The organism is Caenibius sp. WL (assembly GCF_019803445.1).
Taxonomy (GTDB): domain Bacteria; phylum Pseudomonadota; class Alphaproteobacteria; order Sphingomonadales; family Sphingomonadaceae; genus Caenibius.
On record NZ_CP081844.1, the window covers coordinates 2993650 to 3012539 of the forward strand.

Annotated in this window: 20 protein-coding genes; 7 read left to right on the top strand and 13 right to left on the bottom strand. The window is 62.9% G+C overall.

Features of this window, described 5'->3' with window-relative positions:
* The first annotated feature begins 8 nt into the window (after positions 1-8).
* Together K5X80_RS14415 and K5X80_RS14420 are read left to right on the top strand one after the other, a co-directional pair.
* The gene (locus K5X80_RS14415) at positions 9-2225 is read left to right on the top strand and encodes an amylo-alpha-1,6-glucosidase (protein WP_502778372.1); all 2217 of its coding nucleotides are present in this window, start codon (positions 9-11) and stop codon (positions 2223-2225) included.
* Positions 2226-2365: 140 nt separating this feature from the next.
* Positions 2366-2578, top strand: a complete 213-nt coding sequence (locus K5X80_RS14420) for a KTSC domain-containing protein (RefSeq protein WP_222558403.1) — start codon at positions 2366-2368, stop codon at positions 2576-2578.
* A gap of 84 nt (positions 2579-2662) precedes the next feature.
* Here the strand turns inward: K5X80_RS14420 and ku are convergent, their stop codons facing one another.
* Positions 2663-3556 carry a non-homologous end joining protein Ku gene (ku, locus tag K5X80_RS14425; RefSeq protein WP_222558404.1) on the bottom strand — a complete coding sequence of 298 codons (894 nt, stop codon included), beginning with the start codon at positions 3554-3556 and terminating at the stop codon, positions 2663-2665.
* Positions 3557-3936: 380 nt separating this feature from the next.
* On the opposite strand from ku, the gene K5X80_RS14430 reads away from it, so the two are divergent.
* The gene (locus K5X80_RS14430; RefSeq protein WP_222558405.1) at positions 3937-5166 is read left to right on the top strand and encodes a GGDEF domain-containing protein; all 1230 of its coding nucleotides are present in this window, start codon (positions 3937-3939) and stop codon (positions 5164-5166) included.
* Positions 5167-5401: 235 nt separating this feature from the next.
* Positions 5402-6550 (top strand): mechanosensitive ion channel family protein, encoded by a 1149-nt coding sequence (locus K5X80_RS14435; protein ID WP_222558406.1) that lies wholly within the window; start codon positions 5402-5404, stop codon positions 6548-6550.
* 247 nt (positions 6551-6797) lie between these two features.
* On the opposite strand, the gene K5X80_RS14440 is transcribed toward K5X80_RS14435, so the two are convergent.
* The 3 genes from K5X80_RS14440 to K5X80_RS14450 all read right to left on the bottom strand — a co-directional run bounded on the left by K5X80_RS14440 (position 6798) and on the right by K5X80_RS14450 (position 8797).
* Entirely contained in the window at positions 6798-7442 is a 645-nt protein-coding gene (locus K5X80_RS14440; protein ID WP_222558407.1) for a Pr6Pr family membrane protein, read from the bottom strand.
* 88 nt (positions 7443-7530) lie between these two features.
* A complete protein-coding gene (locus K5X80_RS17230) occupies positions 7531-7869 on the bottom strand; it encodes a hypothetical protein (protein ID WP_222558408.1) in 339 nt (112 codons plus the stop codon).
* A gap of 151 nt (positions 7870-8020) precedes the next feature.
* A complete protein-coding gene (locus K5X80_RS14450; RefSeq protein ID WP_222558409.1) occupies positions 8021-8797 on the bottom strand; it encodes an AraC family transcriptional regulator in 777 nt (258 codons plus the stop codon).
* 129 nt (positions 8798-8926) lie between these two features.
* Between K5X80_RS14450 and K5X80_RS14455 the strand changes: the two genes are divergently transcribed.
* The gene (locus tag K5X80_RS14455; protein WP_283249182.1) at positions 8927-10165 is read left to right on the top strand and encodes an MFS transporter; all 1239 of its coding nucleotides are present in this window, start codon (positions 8927-8929) and stop codon (positions 10163-10165) included.
* A gap of 150 nt (positions 10166-10315) precedes the next feature.
* On the opposite strand, the gene K5X80_RS14460 is transcribed toward K5X80_RS14455, so the two are convergent.
* The 9 genes from K5X80_RS14460 to K5X80_RS14500 all read right to left on the bottom strand — a co-directional run bounded on the left by K5X80_RS14460 (position 10316) and on the right by K5X80_RS14500 (position 16711).
* Entirely contained in the window at positions 10316-10780 is a 465-nt protein-coding gene (locus K5X80_RS14460; RefSeq protein WP_222558410.1) for a hypothetical protein, read from the bottom strand.
* Entirely contained in the window at positions 10777-11133 is a 357-nt protein-coding gene (locus tag K5X80_RS14465; RefSeq protein ID WP_222558411.1) for a hypothetical protein, read from the bottom strand. The genes K5X80_RS14460 and K5X80_RS14465 overlap by 4 nt, the downstream gene beginning before the upstream one ends.
* A gap of 88 nt (positions 11134-11221) precedes the next feature.
* On the bottom strand, positions 11222-11593 hold the full coding sequence (locus K5X80_RS14470) for a DUF3060 domain-containing protein (protein ID WP_222558412.1): 372 nt from the start codon (positions 11591-11593) through the stop codon (positions 11222-11224).
* Between the two features lie 170 nt (positions 11594-11763).
* Positions 11764-12390: a hypothetical protein gene (locus tag K5X80_RS14475; RefSeq protein WP_222558413.1), complete on the bottom strand. Its 627-nt coding sequence runs from the start codon at positions 12388-12390 to the stop codon at positions 11764-11766.
* A gap of 70 nt (positions 12391-12460) precedes the next feature.
* Positions 12461-12805, bottom strand: coding sequence for a hypothetical protein (locus K5X80_RS14480; RefSeq protein ID WP_222558414.1), 345 nt, complete (start codon positions 12803-12805; stop codon positions 12461-12463).
* An 84-nt stretch (positions 12806-12889) separates the two neighbouring features.
* Entirely contained in the window at positions 12890-13534 is a 645-nt protein-coding gene (locus tag K5X80_RS14485) for a TetR/AcrR family transcriptional regulator (RefSeq protein WP_222558415.1), read from the bottom strand.
* Between the two features lie 66 nt (positions 13535-13600).
* Positions 13601-14581: an acyl-CoA dehydrogenase family protein gene (locus K5X80_RS14490; RefSeq protein ID WP_222558416.1), complete on the bottom strand. Its 981-nt coding sequence runs from the start codon at positions 14579-14581 to the stop codon at positions 13601-13603.
* 15 nt (positions 14582-14596) lie between these two features.
* Positions 14597-15748, bottom strand: coding sequence for an acyl-CoA dehydrogenase family protein (locus K5X80_RS14495; RefSeq protein ID WP_261390553.1), 1152 nt, complete (start codon positions 15746-15748; stop codon positions 14597-14599).
* 63 nt (positions 15749-15811) lie between these two features.
* Positions 15812-16711 (bottom strand): LysR substrate-binding domain-containing protein, encoded by a 900-nt coding sequence (locus K5X80_RS14500; RefSeq protein WP_261390719.1) that lies wholly within the window; start codon positions 16709-16711, stop codon positions 15812-15814.
* A 114-nt stretch (positions 16712-16825) separates the two neighbouring features.
* On the opposite strand from K5X80_RS14500, the gene K5X80_RS14505 reads away from it, so the two are divergent.
* Positions 16826-17626, top strand: a complete 801-nt coding sequence (locus tag K5X80_RS14505; protein WP_222558418.1) for a crotonase/enoyl-CoA hydratase family protein — start codon at positions 16826-16828, stop codon at positions 17624-17626.
* 6 nt (positions 17627-17632) lie between these two features.
* The gene (locus K5X80_RS14510) at positions 17633-18874 is read left to right on the top strand and encodes a CaiB/BaiF CoA transferase family protein (protein ID WP_261390554.1); all 1242 of its coding nucleotides are present in this window, start codon (positions 17633-17635) and stop codon (positions 18872-18874) included.
* Positions 18875-18890 lie beyond the last annotated feature (16 nt).

Genomic DNA, 18890 nt, shown 5'->3' on the forward strand with positions numbered 1-18890 from the left:
ACGTTACGGTGACAAACCGAACGGCCCCGTCTCCGCTCGCTGTCGGGATAGAACCACAGCCCGAGGATGGACATGATGAGTTCGAGATAGCGGCCACTGTGTCGCTGCACGAACAGCGCCCGCGCACTCTCAAGCACAATGATACGTTCGCGGTTTTCGACCACACGGGAAACGTTTCGGCCTATCCCAACAGTTCCGAAGGGCTCTACCATCGGGACACCCGGCATCTGTCGCAGTTTCACCTGACGATCTGCGGGGGTATCCGGCCGATCCTTCTGAGTTCCAGTCTGCGGGACGATAGCAGCACTCTGACCTGCGATCTCACTAATCCCGACATCGCGGGCGGGAACGGCAAGCTGATCCTTCAGAACGATCTCATCCATGTGCGCCGAACCCGGTTTATCTGCAACGGCAGGCTCTATGAACGGCTGACGTTGACCAATTATCAGGACAAGACCGGCATCGTCGCTTGTGAACTGCAATTCGCCAGCGATTTCGCGGATCTTTTCGAAGTGCGCGGCGCCGTTCGCAAACGGCGCGGCAGGACGCTACCCCCATCGCTCGAAGATGATCGTATCTCGCTGGGCTATATCGGGCTGGACGGCATCACGCGCTGCACCAGATTGCACTTCGACCCCGCTCCCGAGCATCTCACGCCGAACCTTGCGATTTTCAGGTTCGAACTGCCACCGCGCAAGAGCAGCACGGTTTCCATCGAGGTTGCTTGCGAAGAACCCGAAACGCATTGGCCGTTGCGCCATCGTCTCATCCATTCCTATCGCGCCGCGCGCAACGACCTGCGTGCCAATATGGCGCGCGCGCCTTCGCTTGTGTCTTCCAACGAGATATTCAACCAGACCGTGCAACGGTGCGTAACCGACATCTACATGTTGCTGACGCAGACCGATTTCGGGCCGTATCCGTATGCCGGCATACCATGGTATTCGACAGTCTTTGGACGCGATGCCCTGATTACCGCATTGGAAATGCTGTGGTTCGATCCCGCAATCGCACGTGGGGTCCTGTGCTATCTTGCCGCGAACCAGGCGCGCGATTTCGATCCCGACGCCGACGCCGAACCGGGCAAGATCCTGCACGAGGTCCGCCATGGCGAAATGGCCAATCTCAAGGAGGTTCCGTTCGGACGCTACTACGGCAGCATTGATGCCACACCGCTCTTCATTTTGCTTGCAGGGGCATATCTCGGGCGGACGGGCGATATCGAAACCCTGAATCAGATATGGCCCAATATCGCTGCTGCGCTCGCATGGATCGATCTGTACGGGGATCGCGACAGGGATGGATATGTCGAATATGGCCGCATGAGCGCGGAAGGCCTGATCAATCAGGGATGGAAAGACAGCCACGATTCAGTCTTTCATGCCGATGGCGCTATCGCCGCAGGGCCGATCGCCCTCGCCGAAGTGCAGGCCTACGTCTACGGCGCATGGCAGGCCGCCGCGGCTATTCTCGAACGGCGTCAGGACAGCGATCAGGCAGAAGTCTATCGCGCGCGCGCCGAGGATCTGCGCAGGCGCTTCGACGCCGATTTCTTCGACGAGGAATTGGGCACCTACGTGCTTGCCCTGGATGGAGAGAAAAAACCTTGCCGCGTGCGTTCTTCCAATGCCGGACAAGTTCTGTTTACCGGGCTGGCCCTGCATGAACGGGTGCCGCGCATAGTGGAAACACTCCTGGCGGTAACGTCTTTCTCCGGCTGGGGCATTCGCACGGTCGCGGCGGGAGAAGCCCGGTACAATCCGATGAGCTATCACAATGGCTCCATCTGGCCGCATGACAACGCGCTGATCGCCGCGGGGTTCGCCCGCTACGGGTTTCGCCGCGAAAGCGCGCGCATCTTCGAAGGCCTGTTTGCCGCTTCCACCTATGTCGACCTGCGCCGGCTGCCCGAACTGTTTTGCGGTTTCGTCCGCCGTCCCGCCAACGGCCCCACATTCTATCCCGTTTCCTGCGTTCCCCAGGCATGGTCGGCAGCCGCGCCGCTTTCGCTCATCCAATCCAGCCTCGGCCTCACGTTCGATGACGAAAAACGCAGCCTGCAGTTCGATCAGCCAATGCTCCCCCCGTTTCTGGATGATTTGACGATCAAGCATCTGGCCATCGGAAACGAATGGGTGGATTTGCGGCTCCATCGTTCCGGCGCGAAAGTTCTGGTGGAAGTGCTGGATCGCAAAGGCGATTTGCAGATTTTCGCCCGCATCTAGGGGCTCGCACCCACAGAAAGTAAACCCACGCCTGCTTGCCGGTTGGCGCCTCACCGCCCCTCTGGCGGCGGCACGGGAACGCAGCATGCAGCTTATGGATTCTCTCAGGCATGCGCGCGCACCGATTCCACCGGTCCTCGATGATTGATCGCATCGCTTATGACGATGACACCGATGTGCTGTGGATCTGGTTTCGGGATACCGGCAAATACGCCTATTACGCTGTGCCTCCCACACTTTTTGAAGCATTCTGCAAAGCGTCTTCGGCCGGGACTTTCTTCAACGAGCATATCAAGGGCCATTTTCGCTGCCAACGCGATCCGGCCCGGCGGGGTTTCGGGCCGAATGCCTGACTGCCCAGGCTTTCGAGCGTGCGATAAACCGGCATGACAGGAGGCAATGCAGCTATCGCTTGCTTTGCGGGTTCGATTTGCCGGTCAGGCCCGTTTGCGCGCCGGCGCTTTGCCTCCCGCCTTTTTTGTCGTCGCCTTGGCGCCAGCCTTGGTAGCGGGTTTCTTCGCGGGGGTCTTGCGCCCAGCCCCGCTTGCGCTTCCGAGCGATTTCTTGAGCGCCGCCATCAGATCGATGACATTCGCGCCGCGCGCATCGCCGCTCTTGGCTTCGCTCTCGATGTTCAGCGTCTTGCCCTTCTTCTTGCGCTCGATAAGTTCCTTCAGCGCATCGACATAGCGATCGTGGAAATCGGTCGCATCGAATTTGCCCGTCTTCTTGTCGATCAATGTCGTTGCGAGATCGAGCAGTTCTTCGTCAGGCTCGGCGTCGCTGATATCGCGAAAATAGCGTGACGCCTTGTTGACTTCGTCGGCATAGCGCAGCGTCTCCATGACCATGCCGCGCCCACAGGCCTTGATGGAAACGACATATTCCCGGCCGCGCATTGCCAGTTGCCCCAACCCGATCTTGCGCGTGCGCCGCAAAGCCTCACGCAGCACGATGAACGCCTCTTCCGCCAGGTCGTCAGCCGGCACGACATAGAAAGGCTTTTCGAAATAGATCATGTCGATGTCATGGGCATCCACGAACTGCGTCAGTTCGAGCGTCTTCCTGCTTTCCAGCCTGACCCCTTCTATCTCTTTCTCATCGAGCAGAACATATTCGCCCTTGGCATATTCGAAGCCTTTGACGATCTCATCGACATTCACCGGCCCGATGCCGGGCACGACCTTCTCATACTTGATCCGCTGGCCCGATGGCTCGTGAATCTGGTTGAAAGCGATTGTCGCCCCGCTCCTGGTCGCCGGGTAAATCTCCACCGGTATGGAAACCAGCGCCAGGCGGATCTGGCCTTTCCAATATGGGCGTGCCGCCATGCATCCTCTCCTTGGAACAGACTCTCTTAATCCTCGATCCTGCCCCTCGTTCCAATCCGCCTGCATATCGATCTATACGGATACGCCGGCAGCGGCGGCGGAACCGGTTTTGCCGGGCGCCGTTTTGTGGGAATGTCAGCTTCATCTTCCCATTCCGGCCCGGGCTGGCCGAGCGTATTGCAGGTTGCCCGTCAGGGTCGGAGCGCGGGCCATGGCGCGCATGATCTTGCCAGCCCCTCCGTTCGCAAGATCGAGACCGCCGAAGCATTGCGGGCGGAAGGAGGATACCATGCCGGCGAACGGCAGCGGGCGGGTGGCTTTCTCGCGCGTGCGCATGGGCCGTGTCGGTTGCGTGCCGTGCAGTTCTAGCAGAGGGGAATATGGTAGAAACCATGAGTAGATCGAACTACTCCCACGCAATGATGTCAGCCTTGCGCCTGCGCTTTCTGGATTCCGAAACTCTCCCGCTCCCGGTTTATCGGGACTTCGTGGATATGCTCTTCGGCATGCGGTTTCCGATTCTGGGCCTGGGCACCGTATTCGTCGGCATCTGCCTGCTCATCAGCCGCGCGCTGGATAGCAAGCTTCTGCTGCTGCTCGCGGTTCTGGGCATCTTCATAACGTTGCTGCGACTGGTAACGATCCGCGCCTATCATCGCGCCAGCCCTGTCCTGCGTATCAAAGACCTCCGCCGCTGGGAGAGCCGCTACGCTATCGGCAATTTCGCGTCGGCCGTGCTTCTAGCGCTGCTTAACGTGATTATCCTGCAGGAGCACAACCCGCTGCTGCATCTGATCACGATCAGCCTTGTCTTCAGCTTCGGCGCCGGAATCGTCGCACGCACGTCCGTCAGGCCCTTGGTATGCCTGACCGGGCTGCTGACAGCCACTGTCCCGACGGTGATTGCGCTCCTGCTTCACGCCACAAAGGCAAAAGTATTCCTTCTGCATCAGGAGCTGTTTCTCATCGAAGCTTTCATCGTCGCGGCGATCACCGGGCTCAGCATTCAGACGATGATCCATCTCTACCGTTCGGCTGTACAGCACCACACCGCCCGATATGAAATGGCGAAGCTTGCACGAACCGACGCGCTGACCGGCCTCTCGAACCGCCTGCTGCTCCGCGAACTCTTCCAGGAGCGCGCCGCAACGGCTGTTCGCGCGAGGAATATCATCGCGCTCCACTATCTCGATCTCGATGGCTTCAAGGCGATCAACGACCAATACGGACATCCCACAGGCGATGCGCTGCTTGAACAGGTTGCCCGGCGGCTTGAAGGCATGGTGCGGATCGATGATGTCGTGGCGCGCCTCGGGGGTGACGAGTTTATCGTCCTGCAGACGGGCATCAGCGATGACAGCGAGGCCGAACTGCTTGCCCGCCGGATCATCCGCGAAATCAGCAAGCCTTACTGCGTCGAGGACATATCGATGACGATATCGGTCAGTGTGGGTATCGCAACAGCGCCCAAGCAGGGCGTCGAACTCGAACGGCTGCTCACATGCGCGGATGCCGCGCTCTACCGGGCCAAGAAAGGCGGCAAAGCACGCGCCATGTTCTGTGTCGAGTCCGATGCGGCCGATGCCAAATTGCCAGCCTCGGCAGCCTGAAACCAGGGCCGGTCATGAACGCCGCCATCCAGCTGTCAGCCGTTGCTTGATCGAGCCCAGCCGATGAACGGACGGGCCCACGGTAAAGGCAGGCCGGGAACATTGTCGGATCGCATTCATTCCTCTTGAGCCCGTGCAGGCTGGCGCGAAACCCCTCGTGGGTCGACCGGCGAAGCGTTGCGTTCGATCGCAATGCTCCCTTCCTGAAACCAATCGCATATTTCACGAGCATCGAATGACTGTCACCAGAACACGACTCGATACCATGACCGGCCCTGAGAAGATGCTGGCGGACCTGAACGAGCTATGGGTTTCGACTGTTTTCTGGCTGCAGAACAACTGGTTGCAAATCATTGTGGCGTCAGTCCTGGCCGCCGCAATCGTCGCGGCGCTTTATGCGCTGCGCCGCTTTGGCAAGAAATGGTGCCTTTCCGAACACAGCAGCGGAACCTGGTTGACGGTTATCGGGCAGACCATTTCCAGGACGACCAACTTTTTCATTCTGATGGTCGCGATCAGGTTGGTGGACGGCTACGCGCAAACGCCGCGGGCGCTGGACAATGCAATCGTGTTTCTGTTCACTGTCGCCGCCGTCTTGCAAGGCGCCATCTGGGCCCGCGAACTTGTCCTTGGCGCGATCGAACACCGCACGATGGATAGCCATTACCGCGGCGAAACCATCATCAACGCGATGGGCCTTATCCGCCTTCTGGTCAGCGTTGTCGTGTTTGCGATTGCGGCAGTCGTCCTGCTCGACAATCTCGGTGTCAATGTCACCGGCCTCGTTGCCGGATTGGGGGTCGGCGGCATTGCTATCGGCCTGGCGGCACAAGGGATTTTCGCCGATCTCTTCGCCGCATTGGCGATCATTTTCGACCGCCCGTTCAGCAAGGGCGATGCGATCAGTTTCGACAACAGTTCCGGTACGATTGAAGCTATCGGCCTCAAATCCACGCGGATACGCGCATATACGGGCGAGCTGAGGATTATCGCCAACAAGAATCTGCTGGATAAGGAAATCCTCAACGTCACCGGGCGCAAACACATCCGGCTGCCGTTCACCATCGGGGTCGCTTATGAGACTCCGCCGGAGATGCTCGCGAAAATCCCCGGCATTCTCAAAGAACTCGTCGAAGCAGAAGGCGGGGAAGCCGCACGGGCGGGTTTTGAGGCTTTCGGCGCAAGCTCGCTCGATTTCGCCCTTTTGGTCGATGTGCCCGGTAACGACTGGTCGGTGGCCCACCCCCTGCGCGATCGCCTTCTGATAGCGATCATGAAACGCTTTGCGCAGGAAGGTATCTCCATCCCCTATCCCACGCAAACCACGTTCACCGCCGCTCCAGACGGCCGCCTGATCATGCCCTATCCCGGCGATCCGCAGTGAACCCGTAGAAAGCCGCCTGATAGATTGCCGTTCTGGATACAACGCCGAAAACTGTGCGATCTTCGCGGGGTGAACCGACCGTTCGGCGATGTCTTCCGGGAGTTCGATAGCCATCCAGGATAGAGGTCTGTTTGTCGGATTACTGCCGAACGCCCCAAAGTCGACACCGGACCCGGCTATATCCGCCAGTTCCAGATGTGCGCCGAGCAGACCGTCACCAGGACAGGTGACGATGAAACGCGTTTGCTCATCGCCAGCGGCGAGCAAGCGTCCGGTCGAGCCGGACGAGCAATTCGCTGGCCGCGATGAAGCCGGCGGCGAGGATCGCGGACGTGATGATAACCGCCGGCCATCCCCGCTCCGTCACATCGATGAACGGATAGGCGTAAAGTCCTTCAAGGTGTCCGCGGATCAACGCATAGACAAGATACGCGAGCGGATAGAGCGCCCATCGGAACGGATCGCTCCACCGCAATCGGCCTTTCGGCGTGAAGGCGAGCCAGTATAGGGCGGCAAGGATCGGATTGAACCGGTGAAGCAGGAAATCCGCCAGTACGGCCGTGCCCTCCAGCGTGCGGACGTCTTGCAAAAAGAGGGCGAACACCACACCGACAAGAACGATGGCGCTGACAATGCCCCCGGTCAGCCGGGCGAGATCGGAGCGAATGCGCCCAAGCGCGAGGATACCGAACACAATCGCAAGCAAAGCGTTGGTTAGAATCGTAAAGTATCGCGCGAGGATGACGGCCGAAGTTCCAATCGAGAAACCGTTCGCCAGCAACGCCGTCAGTTCGAGCCCTATCCCGGCGATTGCCGACAGACAGAGGACGGCAGCAAAGAGCCGGCCGGTGACAGGCAACGACATCATCCTGGCGCCCTCACCCCCGTTCATGTTCCTGGCCTGCTCCGAATGGACCGGGGGGCCGGCCGCCTCGCGCCGGCCTGCCGGTGTCGAAGAACGGAGGCAAGAAACAGGCCGATCATCGGCGCTTCTTGGCCGTGGTTGCAGTGAAATCGGGGTCCTTGTTGGCCACCCAGTCGACAAATTTGCGCACGGCGGGGTTGGCCAGAAGACCTTCCACATCCATCCCGTGGCGCTGCAGTTCGGAATTGGTGAAATTGGCGATCAGCGTTTGCTGGCAAATAGGGTGCATAGGCACGACATCGCGCCCACCTCGGCTTTTGGGAACGGGGTGGTGCCAAACGACGGTCTTGCCAGTCGGTCGGCCACAGAGCCAGCAGAGGACTTCCGTCGCTGGAGCTTCCTCCTCGCCCTCCACATCAAGATAGGAATCGCGTTTCGAATGTTTGCGGGCCATGAGTCTGCCTGATTGCCTGAATGTGCGCGGTCAACATGACAGCGGGTGCGACCGGCATTACCACACGACCACTCCAGGCTGAAAGTGCGCCATCGGGCTGAGTCCTGACTGTGCGCTTTCGGCCAAAAGCCGCGAATTTCCCGCTCTGGTTCTACGATCCGTTCTGAATGCGATAGTGGCTCGGCGGCACGCCCAGAACACGTTTGAACATCGTGGAAAAATTGCCCGGCCCGTCATAGCCCAGATCCAACGCAACGGCCGTGACGGAGTCACCTGCCGCCAGCTTCGGGAGTGCCACCGAAAGGCAGGCCTGCTGGCGCCACTCGGCGAAGCTCATGCCGGTTTCGCGCCGAAAGATGCGCGTGAAATTGCGTCTGTTCATGGCGAGGGCATCGGCCCATTCGTCGATCGTCGCAGTCGCATTCGGCCGGGCGAGAAATGCGTGGCATTTACGGGCCAGTACCGGATGAGCAGGAAATGGCACCGCCAGCGGGATCAGCGGGGCGCAGTCGACTTCCGCCAGCAACAACCGCATCACCAAGCCATCGCGACCGTCCTCTTCATATTCGATCGGCACGTCGGCGGCCGCTACCAGCAGTTGCCGAAGCAAGGGCGAAACGCCGACCACCTGGCAGGACTTGCCCCGGTTTGGACAAGCGTCCGCTTCAATCAGAACGCTGCGCGTTTGCACCGCGCCCACCATACGCACGGAATGCGGCATGCCGCCGGGTATCCACACCGCCCGTTCAGATGGGGCGACCCACGCGCCTTCGGGCGTGCTGACAGCCATGACTCCACTCTTCGCATAGAGGAACTGGCTGCGGCGATGCCAATGCTCCGCCAGTTCGAACGACGCCGGATAGGTATCGCCGATGGCGAGGACCGGGCGTTGCACATCTTCATTCTGATTCGCGAACAGAGTCGCCATATTGTCCCACTCTCAGAAGCGAATGGCTCATATAGCAAAGCGGGCACCCGATGTCGCCGTTAGAAACCCCGCCGGAATACAGGCCAGCATCTATCTCAGTGATGCTGCCGAGTTAAGTGAGCCTCGATTGTGAACAGCTACAGCAACCATCTGAAAATCACCGAGTTGGCGCCGCCAGCCTCGGACATGTCCAACCAGGCGCCCAAGTTCGTCACCGGGATTGTCGGCGCGGTGGCCGCGGCTCATCTGCTCAACGATCTCATTCAGGCGACGCTGCCAGCGATCTATCCGTTGCTGAAAGACAAATATCACCTGACCTTCGCGCAAATCGGAATGATGGCAATGGTCTATCAGATCACCGCCTCGCTCCTTCAGCCATTGGTGGGAATCTATACCGACAAACGCCCGATGCCCTATCTCCTGCCTTTGGGCATGGTCACCACTCTTGTGGGGGTAGCCGGTGTTGCCCTGGCCGGCAGCTATATGACGCTGATCCTGGCATCGGCGGTGATTGGCATAGGCTCCGCCTCCTTCCATCCCGAAGCTTCGCGCGTCGCACGGATGGCATCGGGCGGCCGCTTCGGGACCGCGCAATCCTGTTTTCAGGTGGGTGGCAACAGCGGCTCCGCGATTGGCCCGCTGGTCGCCTCGGCCATCATTCTGCCCTTCGGCCAGACGGCATTCGGTTGGTTGGCCATCGCCGCAATCGCCGCGATCTGGACCTTGTTCTTCGTCACGCGCTGGCGGCTGCATCATCCCCAAGCGCAAATGAGCAAGGGCACCGCTTCACACCCGGCGCAGCATAGCCGCGCCACCATCGTTCGCGCTTTGGCGGTGGTCGCCGTTCTGATGTTCGCGAAGTTCATCTACATCGGAGCCATCACCAACTATTTCACCTTCTACCTGATTGACCGCTTCGGTCTGACGGCGCGAGAATCGCAGTTCTATCTCTTCTGCTTTCTCGGATCGGTGGCAGCCGGTACTTTCTTCGGCGGCCCGGTTGGCGATCGGATCGGCCGCAAGGCGGTCATCTGGGTGTCGTTTCTGGGTGTAGCCCCCTTCGCTTTGCTGATGCCGCATGCGAGCCTGTTCTGGACCGCGATCCTCGCGATCATAATCGGGCTGGTTCTGTCCTCCGCATTCGCCGCTCTGGTCGTCTATGCGCAGGAACTCGTGCCCGGCCGGGTCGGGTTGGTGTCCGGTATGATGTTCGGCCTGATGTTCGGCATCAGCGGCATCGGGGCCGCCGGAATGGGCGAGCTAGCTGACAGCTATGGCATTGCCTGGGTCTTCGGAGTCGTTGCCTATCTGCCCTTACTCGGCTTTGCGACGGGATTGCTGCCAAGCACGAAAGAACAGCGCCCATAGCATGTCAGGTAATCGTGGCCGCGTTCACGCAAGGCGGCACCAACTGGCTTTATGAATGCGCACATTCATGCGGTAGCGGATCGATGGGCTTGAGACTGGCGATGCGATTGCGGATCACACCAAGGCTTGATCGAGACCGCCCACCCCGCCTCACAATCCCCCGGGTGCGCCCCGGAGCAGGCGCGATTTGAGGTGTTCGGACTTTCCGTTGCCGCTTTCGATAGTGAGATCGTCGTCGGCAATGCGCAGCAGGGCGCAATCCTTGCCTTGATCGGTTTCGGGAGGTCCCGAGAGACACAGCCTTTCACGCTCGTCGACGGACCATTGGAGGCGAACGCGCTTGGCGTTCTGCCGGATTTCACGCAATTCGGCGGTCCCGTCCGCTGTCAGGTAGAGATAGCCGAATGCCTCGCCCGTCTGCCCCGGTTCGCGCACCACGAGCGTGTTGCCGGTCAGCAAAGCGATCAGAGCACGCCCGGACGCGTCTTCAATCCTGATCGCCTCCGCCGCCGATGCGGTGGCCGGGGCGGCAAGAGCCGCGCAGGCAAGACCAAAGACGGTTATCGGACGCAACGGGCGGAGCGCGCGCGCCTTTATCGGGCAGCCCTTGCTCACGAGGCGCTGGCTTCGAGCGTGAAATGGGTGACGATGCCGTTGCCCGACAGAGTGAAGCTGCCGTCATCGCCGCGCGCTTTCTCCTCAAGGCACAGGTCGTTGCCGGTGTTGTCCGGTTTCAGGCAAAGCTGCCCGCTGCGGCGAAACCATTTCCCCTGCCCCGCCGGCTTGGGCTGATTGTCCACCATATCGGAGTAAGTGCCATCCTTGCCGAAGACCATGCGGTGCCGGGAACCGTCAGGCGCTTCGAAAGCGTAGATTCCGGGCTTCATCGGCCCTTCGCCCTGGGCATCCCCGCATCCGGCCAGCAGCACCGCAAGAAGCACAGCGGAAGCCGATGAGAACTGGCGCACATTCATCTCCTGTCAACGGCCTTGTCCCGGCGAAGCAATGGCCGCAACCGGACTGTCCGGTCTGCGGCCATGTTCATGGGCGTGTGCGTCAGCGGACGCGCTGGACGCGGTTGGCGGCACCCTGGATCGACAGGCGTGGGCGGCTGTTGTTGCCCGGCATCGACCAGCTTACCTGATTGCTGGCGCCCTCGATCCTGACCGGCGCGCCGGGGGCGAGATCGATCCGAATGATATTGGCCGCGCCTTCGATCGTCAGGCTGGAACAGGCGCCGGTGATGGTCAATTCATTGCTGGCCCCCTGGATATGCGCGCTTCCCCCATTGCAATCGAGATAGTGGTTTTCCTGCCCCGCCCCTTCGATATGCACGCCATCGCCGCCATGGGATGGCTTGGCCTGAACGGCGGCGGGCAGCGCCACGGCCGCCAGTGCGAGGAAGAAAGTGTGCGCAGATCGTTTCATAGACATTCCATTTCCTGAACAATGCCGTTTGCGGGAAACACCCGACATTTCAGGACAATGCAACGACCGAGGAACGGAAAACGACATATGCGGCGACCGGGTTTCCACGCGCGGCCAGCCGTGCCGGAGCAGCGCCGCAAGGCCCACCGATAACCCGGGCGGGGACAGAATCACCGTTCGCCGGCGGCAGCCGCTTCCCGCAAAGGGCGCCAGTCCAGCCCCAGAAGGAAGGCGGTGATCGCCTTGTGCGCTTCCGCCTCGCGGTTGGCGGGGTATTCCGTTTCGGCGCGCACGCCCCAGTTGCCGAATTGCGCCGTAATCAGTCCTTCGACTTCGCGCCCGTTGGTGAAGCGCCCGTAGAAATTGTCGAAATCCAGCTCGTCCAAGGGGGCTTCCGTCAGCGGCCGGGGGCGAGCAAGGCGGTTCAACACGATGGCGCGGCGGCTGAGGTAGTGTTCGCGCGCCGCCATGCCCGGCAATTCGACCATGCCGATCTGCACCAAAGCGGACGCCCGGTTGCTGAGCGGCACGCGATAGCGCACGCCGACATAATCCCCCGCATCGCTGAACACGCGCTCGGACACGCGCCTGACATTGCCGACCTCGGCCGGGAACGTCATCCCCGATGCCCGGTGGACCAGCAGATCGCCGCGACGTTCGAATGCACCGGCCAACGCGCTGGCGGGGCCCCGGTCTGCAGGCCGCACGGTGTCCGCCCGAAGCGGAGCGACAGGGGCCAGCACGCCCGCCGCCAAACACGAGGCGGCGAGCGTGCGGAACGCAGGCAGATGGCGCATGGCGACAGTCCCCGAAAACAAAGTGCTTCGGGCCATATCGTGTCCGGCCGGCGCAGGCCAGCCTTGCGGTTTACTGCGGCAGTTTGGCCAGTTCGGCGTCGATCTGGTTCAGCCGTTCGTCGGTCAGATCATCGGGCGCGAACGCCTGGATCGCGCGCAGAGTCATCCCCCGAGCCATTTCGATCTGACCTTGGCTGGTGAAGCCGGGCACCGCTTTCTCGACAATCGCCTTGGCCGCCGGATCGTCCAGCAGATCGCCGATGGTGGTATCGGCAGTGGTGTATTTCGCGGCGCGAACGGCCGCCGCAGCGGGGGCATCGGCCGCCGCAGCGGGGGCATCGGCCGCCGAGGCAAGCGCGGGGGCGACGGTGAGCGCCAGCAATGCCACGGCAGAGCCAGCCAGAATATGACGCATGGACAATCCTCTTCCCTATTTTTCGCTGCCATGGGTGGGCAACGCGGCTTTATCGAACAGTACCGTTCGAATAGCAAGCGCTGGCTACCACGCGGCGCGGGCGGCCATGGCGAGTTCGATCGTCCGGTCCGCATGGGCGAGGAATTGTTCCACCGTCAGCTTGCCGCTGGTCACCGCATAGAGATCGAACCCGCCGATGGCGGAAACGATCGTCAGCGCCACCCCTTCGGCGTCCTTCACCGGCCTGCCGTCACGCTCCGCCGCCGCGAGGATATCGCCGCGTATGATATCGACGATATGGCGGTATCCGGCCCCGGACACCGCATCCGCCAGTTGCGGAAAGCGATGCTTGATCCCGCGCAGGACCCGCTGGAACGACACCACATCGGGCCGCAACATGCTGCGCACCATCAAATGCGCATGGTGGCGCAGACGTTGTGCGATATCGTCGGTCAGCAGGTGATCGTATTGCGCGGCGGCCTGGGCCCACTGCGCGATCAGATCGAGCGTCACCGCCGTGAACAGCGCCTCCTTGGAGGAATGGCGGGCATAGAGCGTGCCTTTGGATATCCGGGCGGCGGCGGCCACCTGCTCCATCGCCACGGCATCGAACCCTTCGGCGAGGAAAAGCGCGCGCGCATGTTCGAGAATCAGCCGGTCGATCGCGCTCGCCCGGGCGGGGCTCGGCCGCCCGCGCCGCGATCCGCTGTTGTCCTTGCTGCCTGCCATGCCGCTATGCTCGCTCCCGTTCGCGCATGGGAGTGCCTCAGGCGGGCGGGCGCTTCAAGACCCGGATCAGGCGAAAACCTGCGCCCGCACCCAATCGACCGAGCTATCGCCGCTTGCCAGCCGCGCCCGGCCCAACAGTCGGTTCCAGTAACTTTCCGAACCGTCGGCCAGCCGCCATTCGTGCAGGCGGCGGGTGTAAAGCTGGAGATCGTATTCCTCACTCACCCCGATGGCCCCATGCACCGCGTGGGCGGTGGCCGCGATGCGCGCGGCGGATGCGCTGGTCACCGATTTGGCGGTGGCCGCCGCCGCGAGCGTGGGCACCACCCCGCCCGCACAGCCAAGCTGCGCGGCAAGGCGGCAGGCGACCGTATCTTCCGCCATCACCGCCAGATTCTGCTGCAGCGCCTGCTGGCGGCCGATGGGCTTGCCAAACTGCACCCGTTCGTTGGCGTAGGCGGTGGTCATATCGAGCAGCCGCGCCGCCGCGCCGGCCATCGCCGCCGCGCGCAGCACCGCCGCCATGGGGCGCAGGCCATGTTCCGGCGCGGGCGGGCCCGGCCCATCCGGCACCCGGTCCCAGCGCATCCGCGCGGCAAGGCTGCCGGCAACGCCGGTAGGCTCCGCCTGGCCCGAAGCCACGGACGCCAGCACCATGCCATCGCCCAGATCGACCAGCACATGCTCCGCCACCAGACCGAACGGCACGATCGCATCCTGCCCCGGCCGCGCCGCGGCAAAAGCAATCGGCCCTTGCGGCGCATCCACGCCCGCTTCGGCCAGCAGGAACCGCGCCGCCATGGTTTCCGCCACCGGCACGGGCACGGCATGGCGGCCGAGCGCCCGCCACAGCGGCTCGACATCGGCCAGTGCCAGCCCCGCCCCGCCCGCGCTTTCAGGCACCAGCGCATCGAGGAAACCCGATTGCACCAGTTCATCCCACAGCGACGCGGCGGATGCGCCCTGTTCCACCGCGCGCACCTGCGCCGGGCTGGAAATCGTCTCCAGCATCCGTTCGAAGGGTTCGAGCAGTTCGTTGCTATCCATGGTCCGCCTCCTTTCTCAACGCAGGCCCAGGCCGCGCGCGATAATCCCGCGCAGGATTTCCCGCGTGCCCCCGCGCAACGAGAAGCTCGGCGCGACCTGCGTGACATAGAGTAGCGTGCGGTAAAGTTCGGTGGAGGCCGGCTCATCCGGGTGGCCGGCCAGATCGTCACCGATCGCCACTGGCAGTTCCTGTTCGAAATGGGTGCCGAGGTCCTTCACCAGCGAGGCTTCGACCACCGGGCTTTCGCCCAGCGCCAGCCGCGCGGTGCAGGCGATGGACATCGCGCGCAATGTGGCCAGCCGCGCGGTGAACCCGCCGACCATGGCCAGCGTAGCGTCATCCGCCCGACCCGTTTCCCGCAGATGGCGGACCCAGGCATCGAGCAGGACGACGCTGGAATAGATCCGTTCCGGCCCGCTGCGTTCGAACGCCAGTTCGGCGGTGACCTGCTTCCACCCTTCGCCCTCGCGCCCGATCAGCGCATCGTCCGCCAGTTCGACATTTTCGAAGAACACTTCGGCGAAGTGGGCATCGCCCGTCAGATCGACGATCGGGCGGATGGTGACGCCGGGCAGCCGCAGATCGACGATCAGTTGCGACAGCCCCGCGTGCCGGTCTTCCGGTTTGCCCGAGGTGCGCAGCAGCGCGATCATGTAATCGGAATGGAGCGAATTGGTCGTCCAGATCTTCTGCCCGTTGAGCAGCCAGCCCGTGGCGGTCTTTTCCGCGCGGGTGCGCACACTGGCAAGGTCGGAGCCGGAGCCGGGCTCACTCATCCCGATGCAGAACAGCGCTTCCCCCTTGCAGATGCGCGGGATGTAGAATGCGCGCTGCGCCTCGGTGCCGTAATTGCAGATCAGCGGCGCGCTCTGCCGGTCGGCGATCCAGTGGCCCGCCACCGGGGCCCCGGCGGACAGCAGTTCTTCCACCACCACGAACCGGGCGAAAGGCCCGCGCTCCTGCCCGCCATAGCGCTTGGGCAGATTGAGGCCGAGGAACCCCGCCTGCCCCAAGCGGCGGCTGAACGCGGCATCGAAACCCTGCCAACTGCGCGCGCGCCGGTCCACCGGCATATCCGCCACCGCCCGCGCGACGAGTTCGCGAATGGCGGGGCGCAGCGCCTCATCCTCCGGCGGCAGGCTGGCAAGGGCAAGCGTATCGAACACGGGTCGTCTCTCCGCGAATGGTGCGCGCCCAGATGCGCCACCCCGCCGCTTCTGTTCAAATATTTATTTCCGCAATTCCGATAGTGTTTGCGTATCGCTCTGTTCGCGGGCCACCGCGATGAAATTGCGCACCAGCACTTCCGCATCGGGCCGGCAGGCGATTCCCATTTCGATGGCGATGGGTTCCGTCAACGGCATCAGATGCACCGCTTCGGGCGCGAAGCGGGCCATGCGCGCGGGCACCAGCCCCACCCCCAGCCCCGATTGCACGAGGCTGAGAATCGTCTGCACCTGTGTCGCTTCCTGCGCCACGCGCGGGGCGAACCCAGCCTTCTGGCATTCCAGAATGGTGATGATGTGCAGCACGCTGATCGCGCTGTGGATGATGAACGGCTGGTCGGCCAGTTCGCGCAGCGCCACCGATTTGCGCCGGGCCAGCGCATGATCAGCGGGCACTGCGGCCACCAGTTCATCATGCTCGATCACGTCCAGCATCAGCGGCACCCGGCGCATGATCGGCAGGCGCACCAGCCCGGCATCAAAATTGCGCGCTTCGATCTCCTCCACGATTTCGGCGCTGGTCATTTCGCGCAGTTCCAGTTCCACCCGTGGAAACTGCGCGCGATAGGCGGAAATGATCCGCGGCAGCCGTTCGCTGACAGCGGAACCGACGAACCCGATCCGCAGGCGCCCCAGTTCGCCTGTCGCCCCCTGCTGCACCGCGTCGCGCACGGCCCGCGCCTGCGCCTGCGCCTCACGCGCGGGGCCCAGCGCGGCCTTGCCCGCCGCCGTCAGCCGCACGCCGCGCACGCCGCGTTCGAACAGCGGCGCGCCCAGTTCCGCCTCCAGCTTGCGAATCGCCACCGTCAACGGCGGCTGCGACATGTTCAGCCGCTCCGCCGCGCGGTGGAAGTTCAAGGTTTCGGCAAGCGTGGTGAAATAGCGAAGCTGGCGCAGATCCATGATATGCAAAAACTATCGATTGGCGATAATTCAATATTAGCAGTGCCGTGCGGATCGGCCTAGCACAAACCCATGATCGGCCCGGACACGATCCGGCCTGCACGGAGAACCCGCATGTCCCCCTTCCTCCAGATCGCGCGCGATGGTGCCGTCGTCACCGTCACGCTGAACCGCCCGGACGACCGCAACGCGATCACCGAAACATCGCAGAGCGAGGAATTCGCCGCGTTTTGCGCCGATGCCACGCGCGACCTGTCGATCCGCGCGATCATCCTGACGGGCGCGGGCAAGGCGTTCTGTTCGGGCGGCAATGTCAAGAACATGCGCGACCGCGAAGGCATGTTCGCGGGCACGCCCTATCAGCAACGCAACGCCTATCGCACCAGCGTGCAACTGATCGGCAAGGCGCTGATCGAACTGGAAGTGCCGGTGATCGCGGCGATCAACGGCCCGGCCATCGGCCTCGGGCTCGATATCGCCTGCATGTGCGACATCCGCATCGCGGCGGAACGGGCGGTGATGGCGGAAAGCTACGTCAAGCTGGGGATCATTCCCGGCGGCGGCGGGGCATGGCTGCTGCCGCGCGTGATCGGCATGGCCCGCGCCAGCCAGATGACGCTGACCGGCGATGCCATCGATGCGGCCAAAGCGCTGGAATATGGGCTGGTGAGCGAAGTCCTGCCGGATGCGGAACTCCTTCCCCGCGCCCGCGAAATCGCCGGCAGCATCGCGGCCAATCCCGGCCACGCCACCCGCATGGCCAAGCGGCTGATGCGCGAAGGGCAGCATATGCAATTGCCGCAACTGCTCGAAATGGCGGCGGCCTATCAGGCCCTGGCGCACCATACCGAGGATCACCACGAAGCCATCGGCGCGTTTCTCGACAAGCGCGCGCCGCAATTCCAGGACCGGTGATCCGCGATGGCCGATGATATGCAGAACATCGGCCCGCTGGCGGGCCTTCGGGTGCTCGACCTGTCGCGCGTGCTGGCCGGGCCATGGTCCTCGCAGGCGCTGGGCGATCTCGGCGCGGAAGTCATCAAGGTGGAACAGCCGGGACAGGGTGACGACACCCGCCGCTGGGGCCCGCCGTTCCTGGAGGACGGCTCCAATGACGCGGCCTATTACCTTTGCGCCAACCGCAACAAGCATTCCATCGCGGTCAACATGGCCGATCCCGAAGGGGCCGCGCTGCTGCGCCGTCTGGCCGCGCAGTCGGATATCGTGCTGGAGAATTTCCGTGTCGGCGGGCTGGCGAAATACGGCCTGGATTACGAATCGCTGCGGGCGGTGAATCCCGGCCTGATCTATTGCTCGATCACCGGCTTCGGGCAGGATGGCCCCTACAAGGATCGCGGCGGCTACGACTTCCTGATTCAGGGGATGAGCGGGCTGATGAGCGTGACCGGCCATGCCGATGGCGAGCCGGGCAGCGGGCCGATCAAAGTCGGCGTGCCGATCAGCGATCTGGTGACGGGGCTTTATGCCACGATTGCGATCCTCGCCGCGCTCAACCACCGCAACGCCACGGGCGAAGGGCAATATATCGATTGCGCCCTGCTCGATACGCAGGTGTCGCTGCTGGTCAATCAGGCCTCCAATTATATGAACGGCGGGATGGTCCCCCGCCGTCTCGGCAATGCTCATCCCAACACCGTGCCCTATCAGGATTTCGCCTGCGCCGATGGCGAGATTCTGGTGGCGCTGGGCAATGACCGGCAGTTCCGCGCCTTCTGCGCGCTGCTCGGGCGGGAGGATCTGGCGGACGATCCACGCTATGCCTCCAACGGCGGGCGAAGCACCCACCGCCACGATCTGATCCCGGCGATGCAGGAAACCATCGGCACCTGGCAATCGGACGACCTGATCGCGCGGATGGAAGCGGCGGGCCTGCCCGGCGGCAAAGTCAACACGATCCCCGAAATCCTCGCCGATCCGCAGATCGCGCATCGCGGGCTGGTCAAGGATATGGAACGCTCCGACGGGACGCCGGTCAAAGTGCTGGGCTTCCCCGGCAAGCTGTCGCGCACTCCGGCCAGCTACCGCAAGGCCCCGCCGCGCTGTGGCGAGGACACCGCCGCCGTCCTGCGCGCCGCGCTGGGCCTCGATGACGCGGACATCGAACGTCTGCGCACGGCGGGGGTGATTGCGGAAACGCTGTGATCGGGCGCGCTGGCCG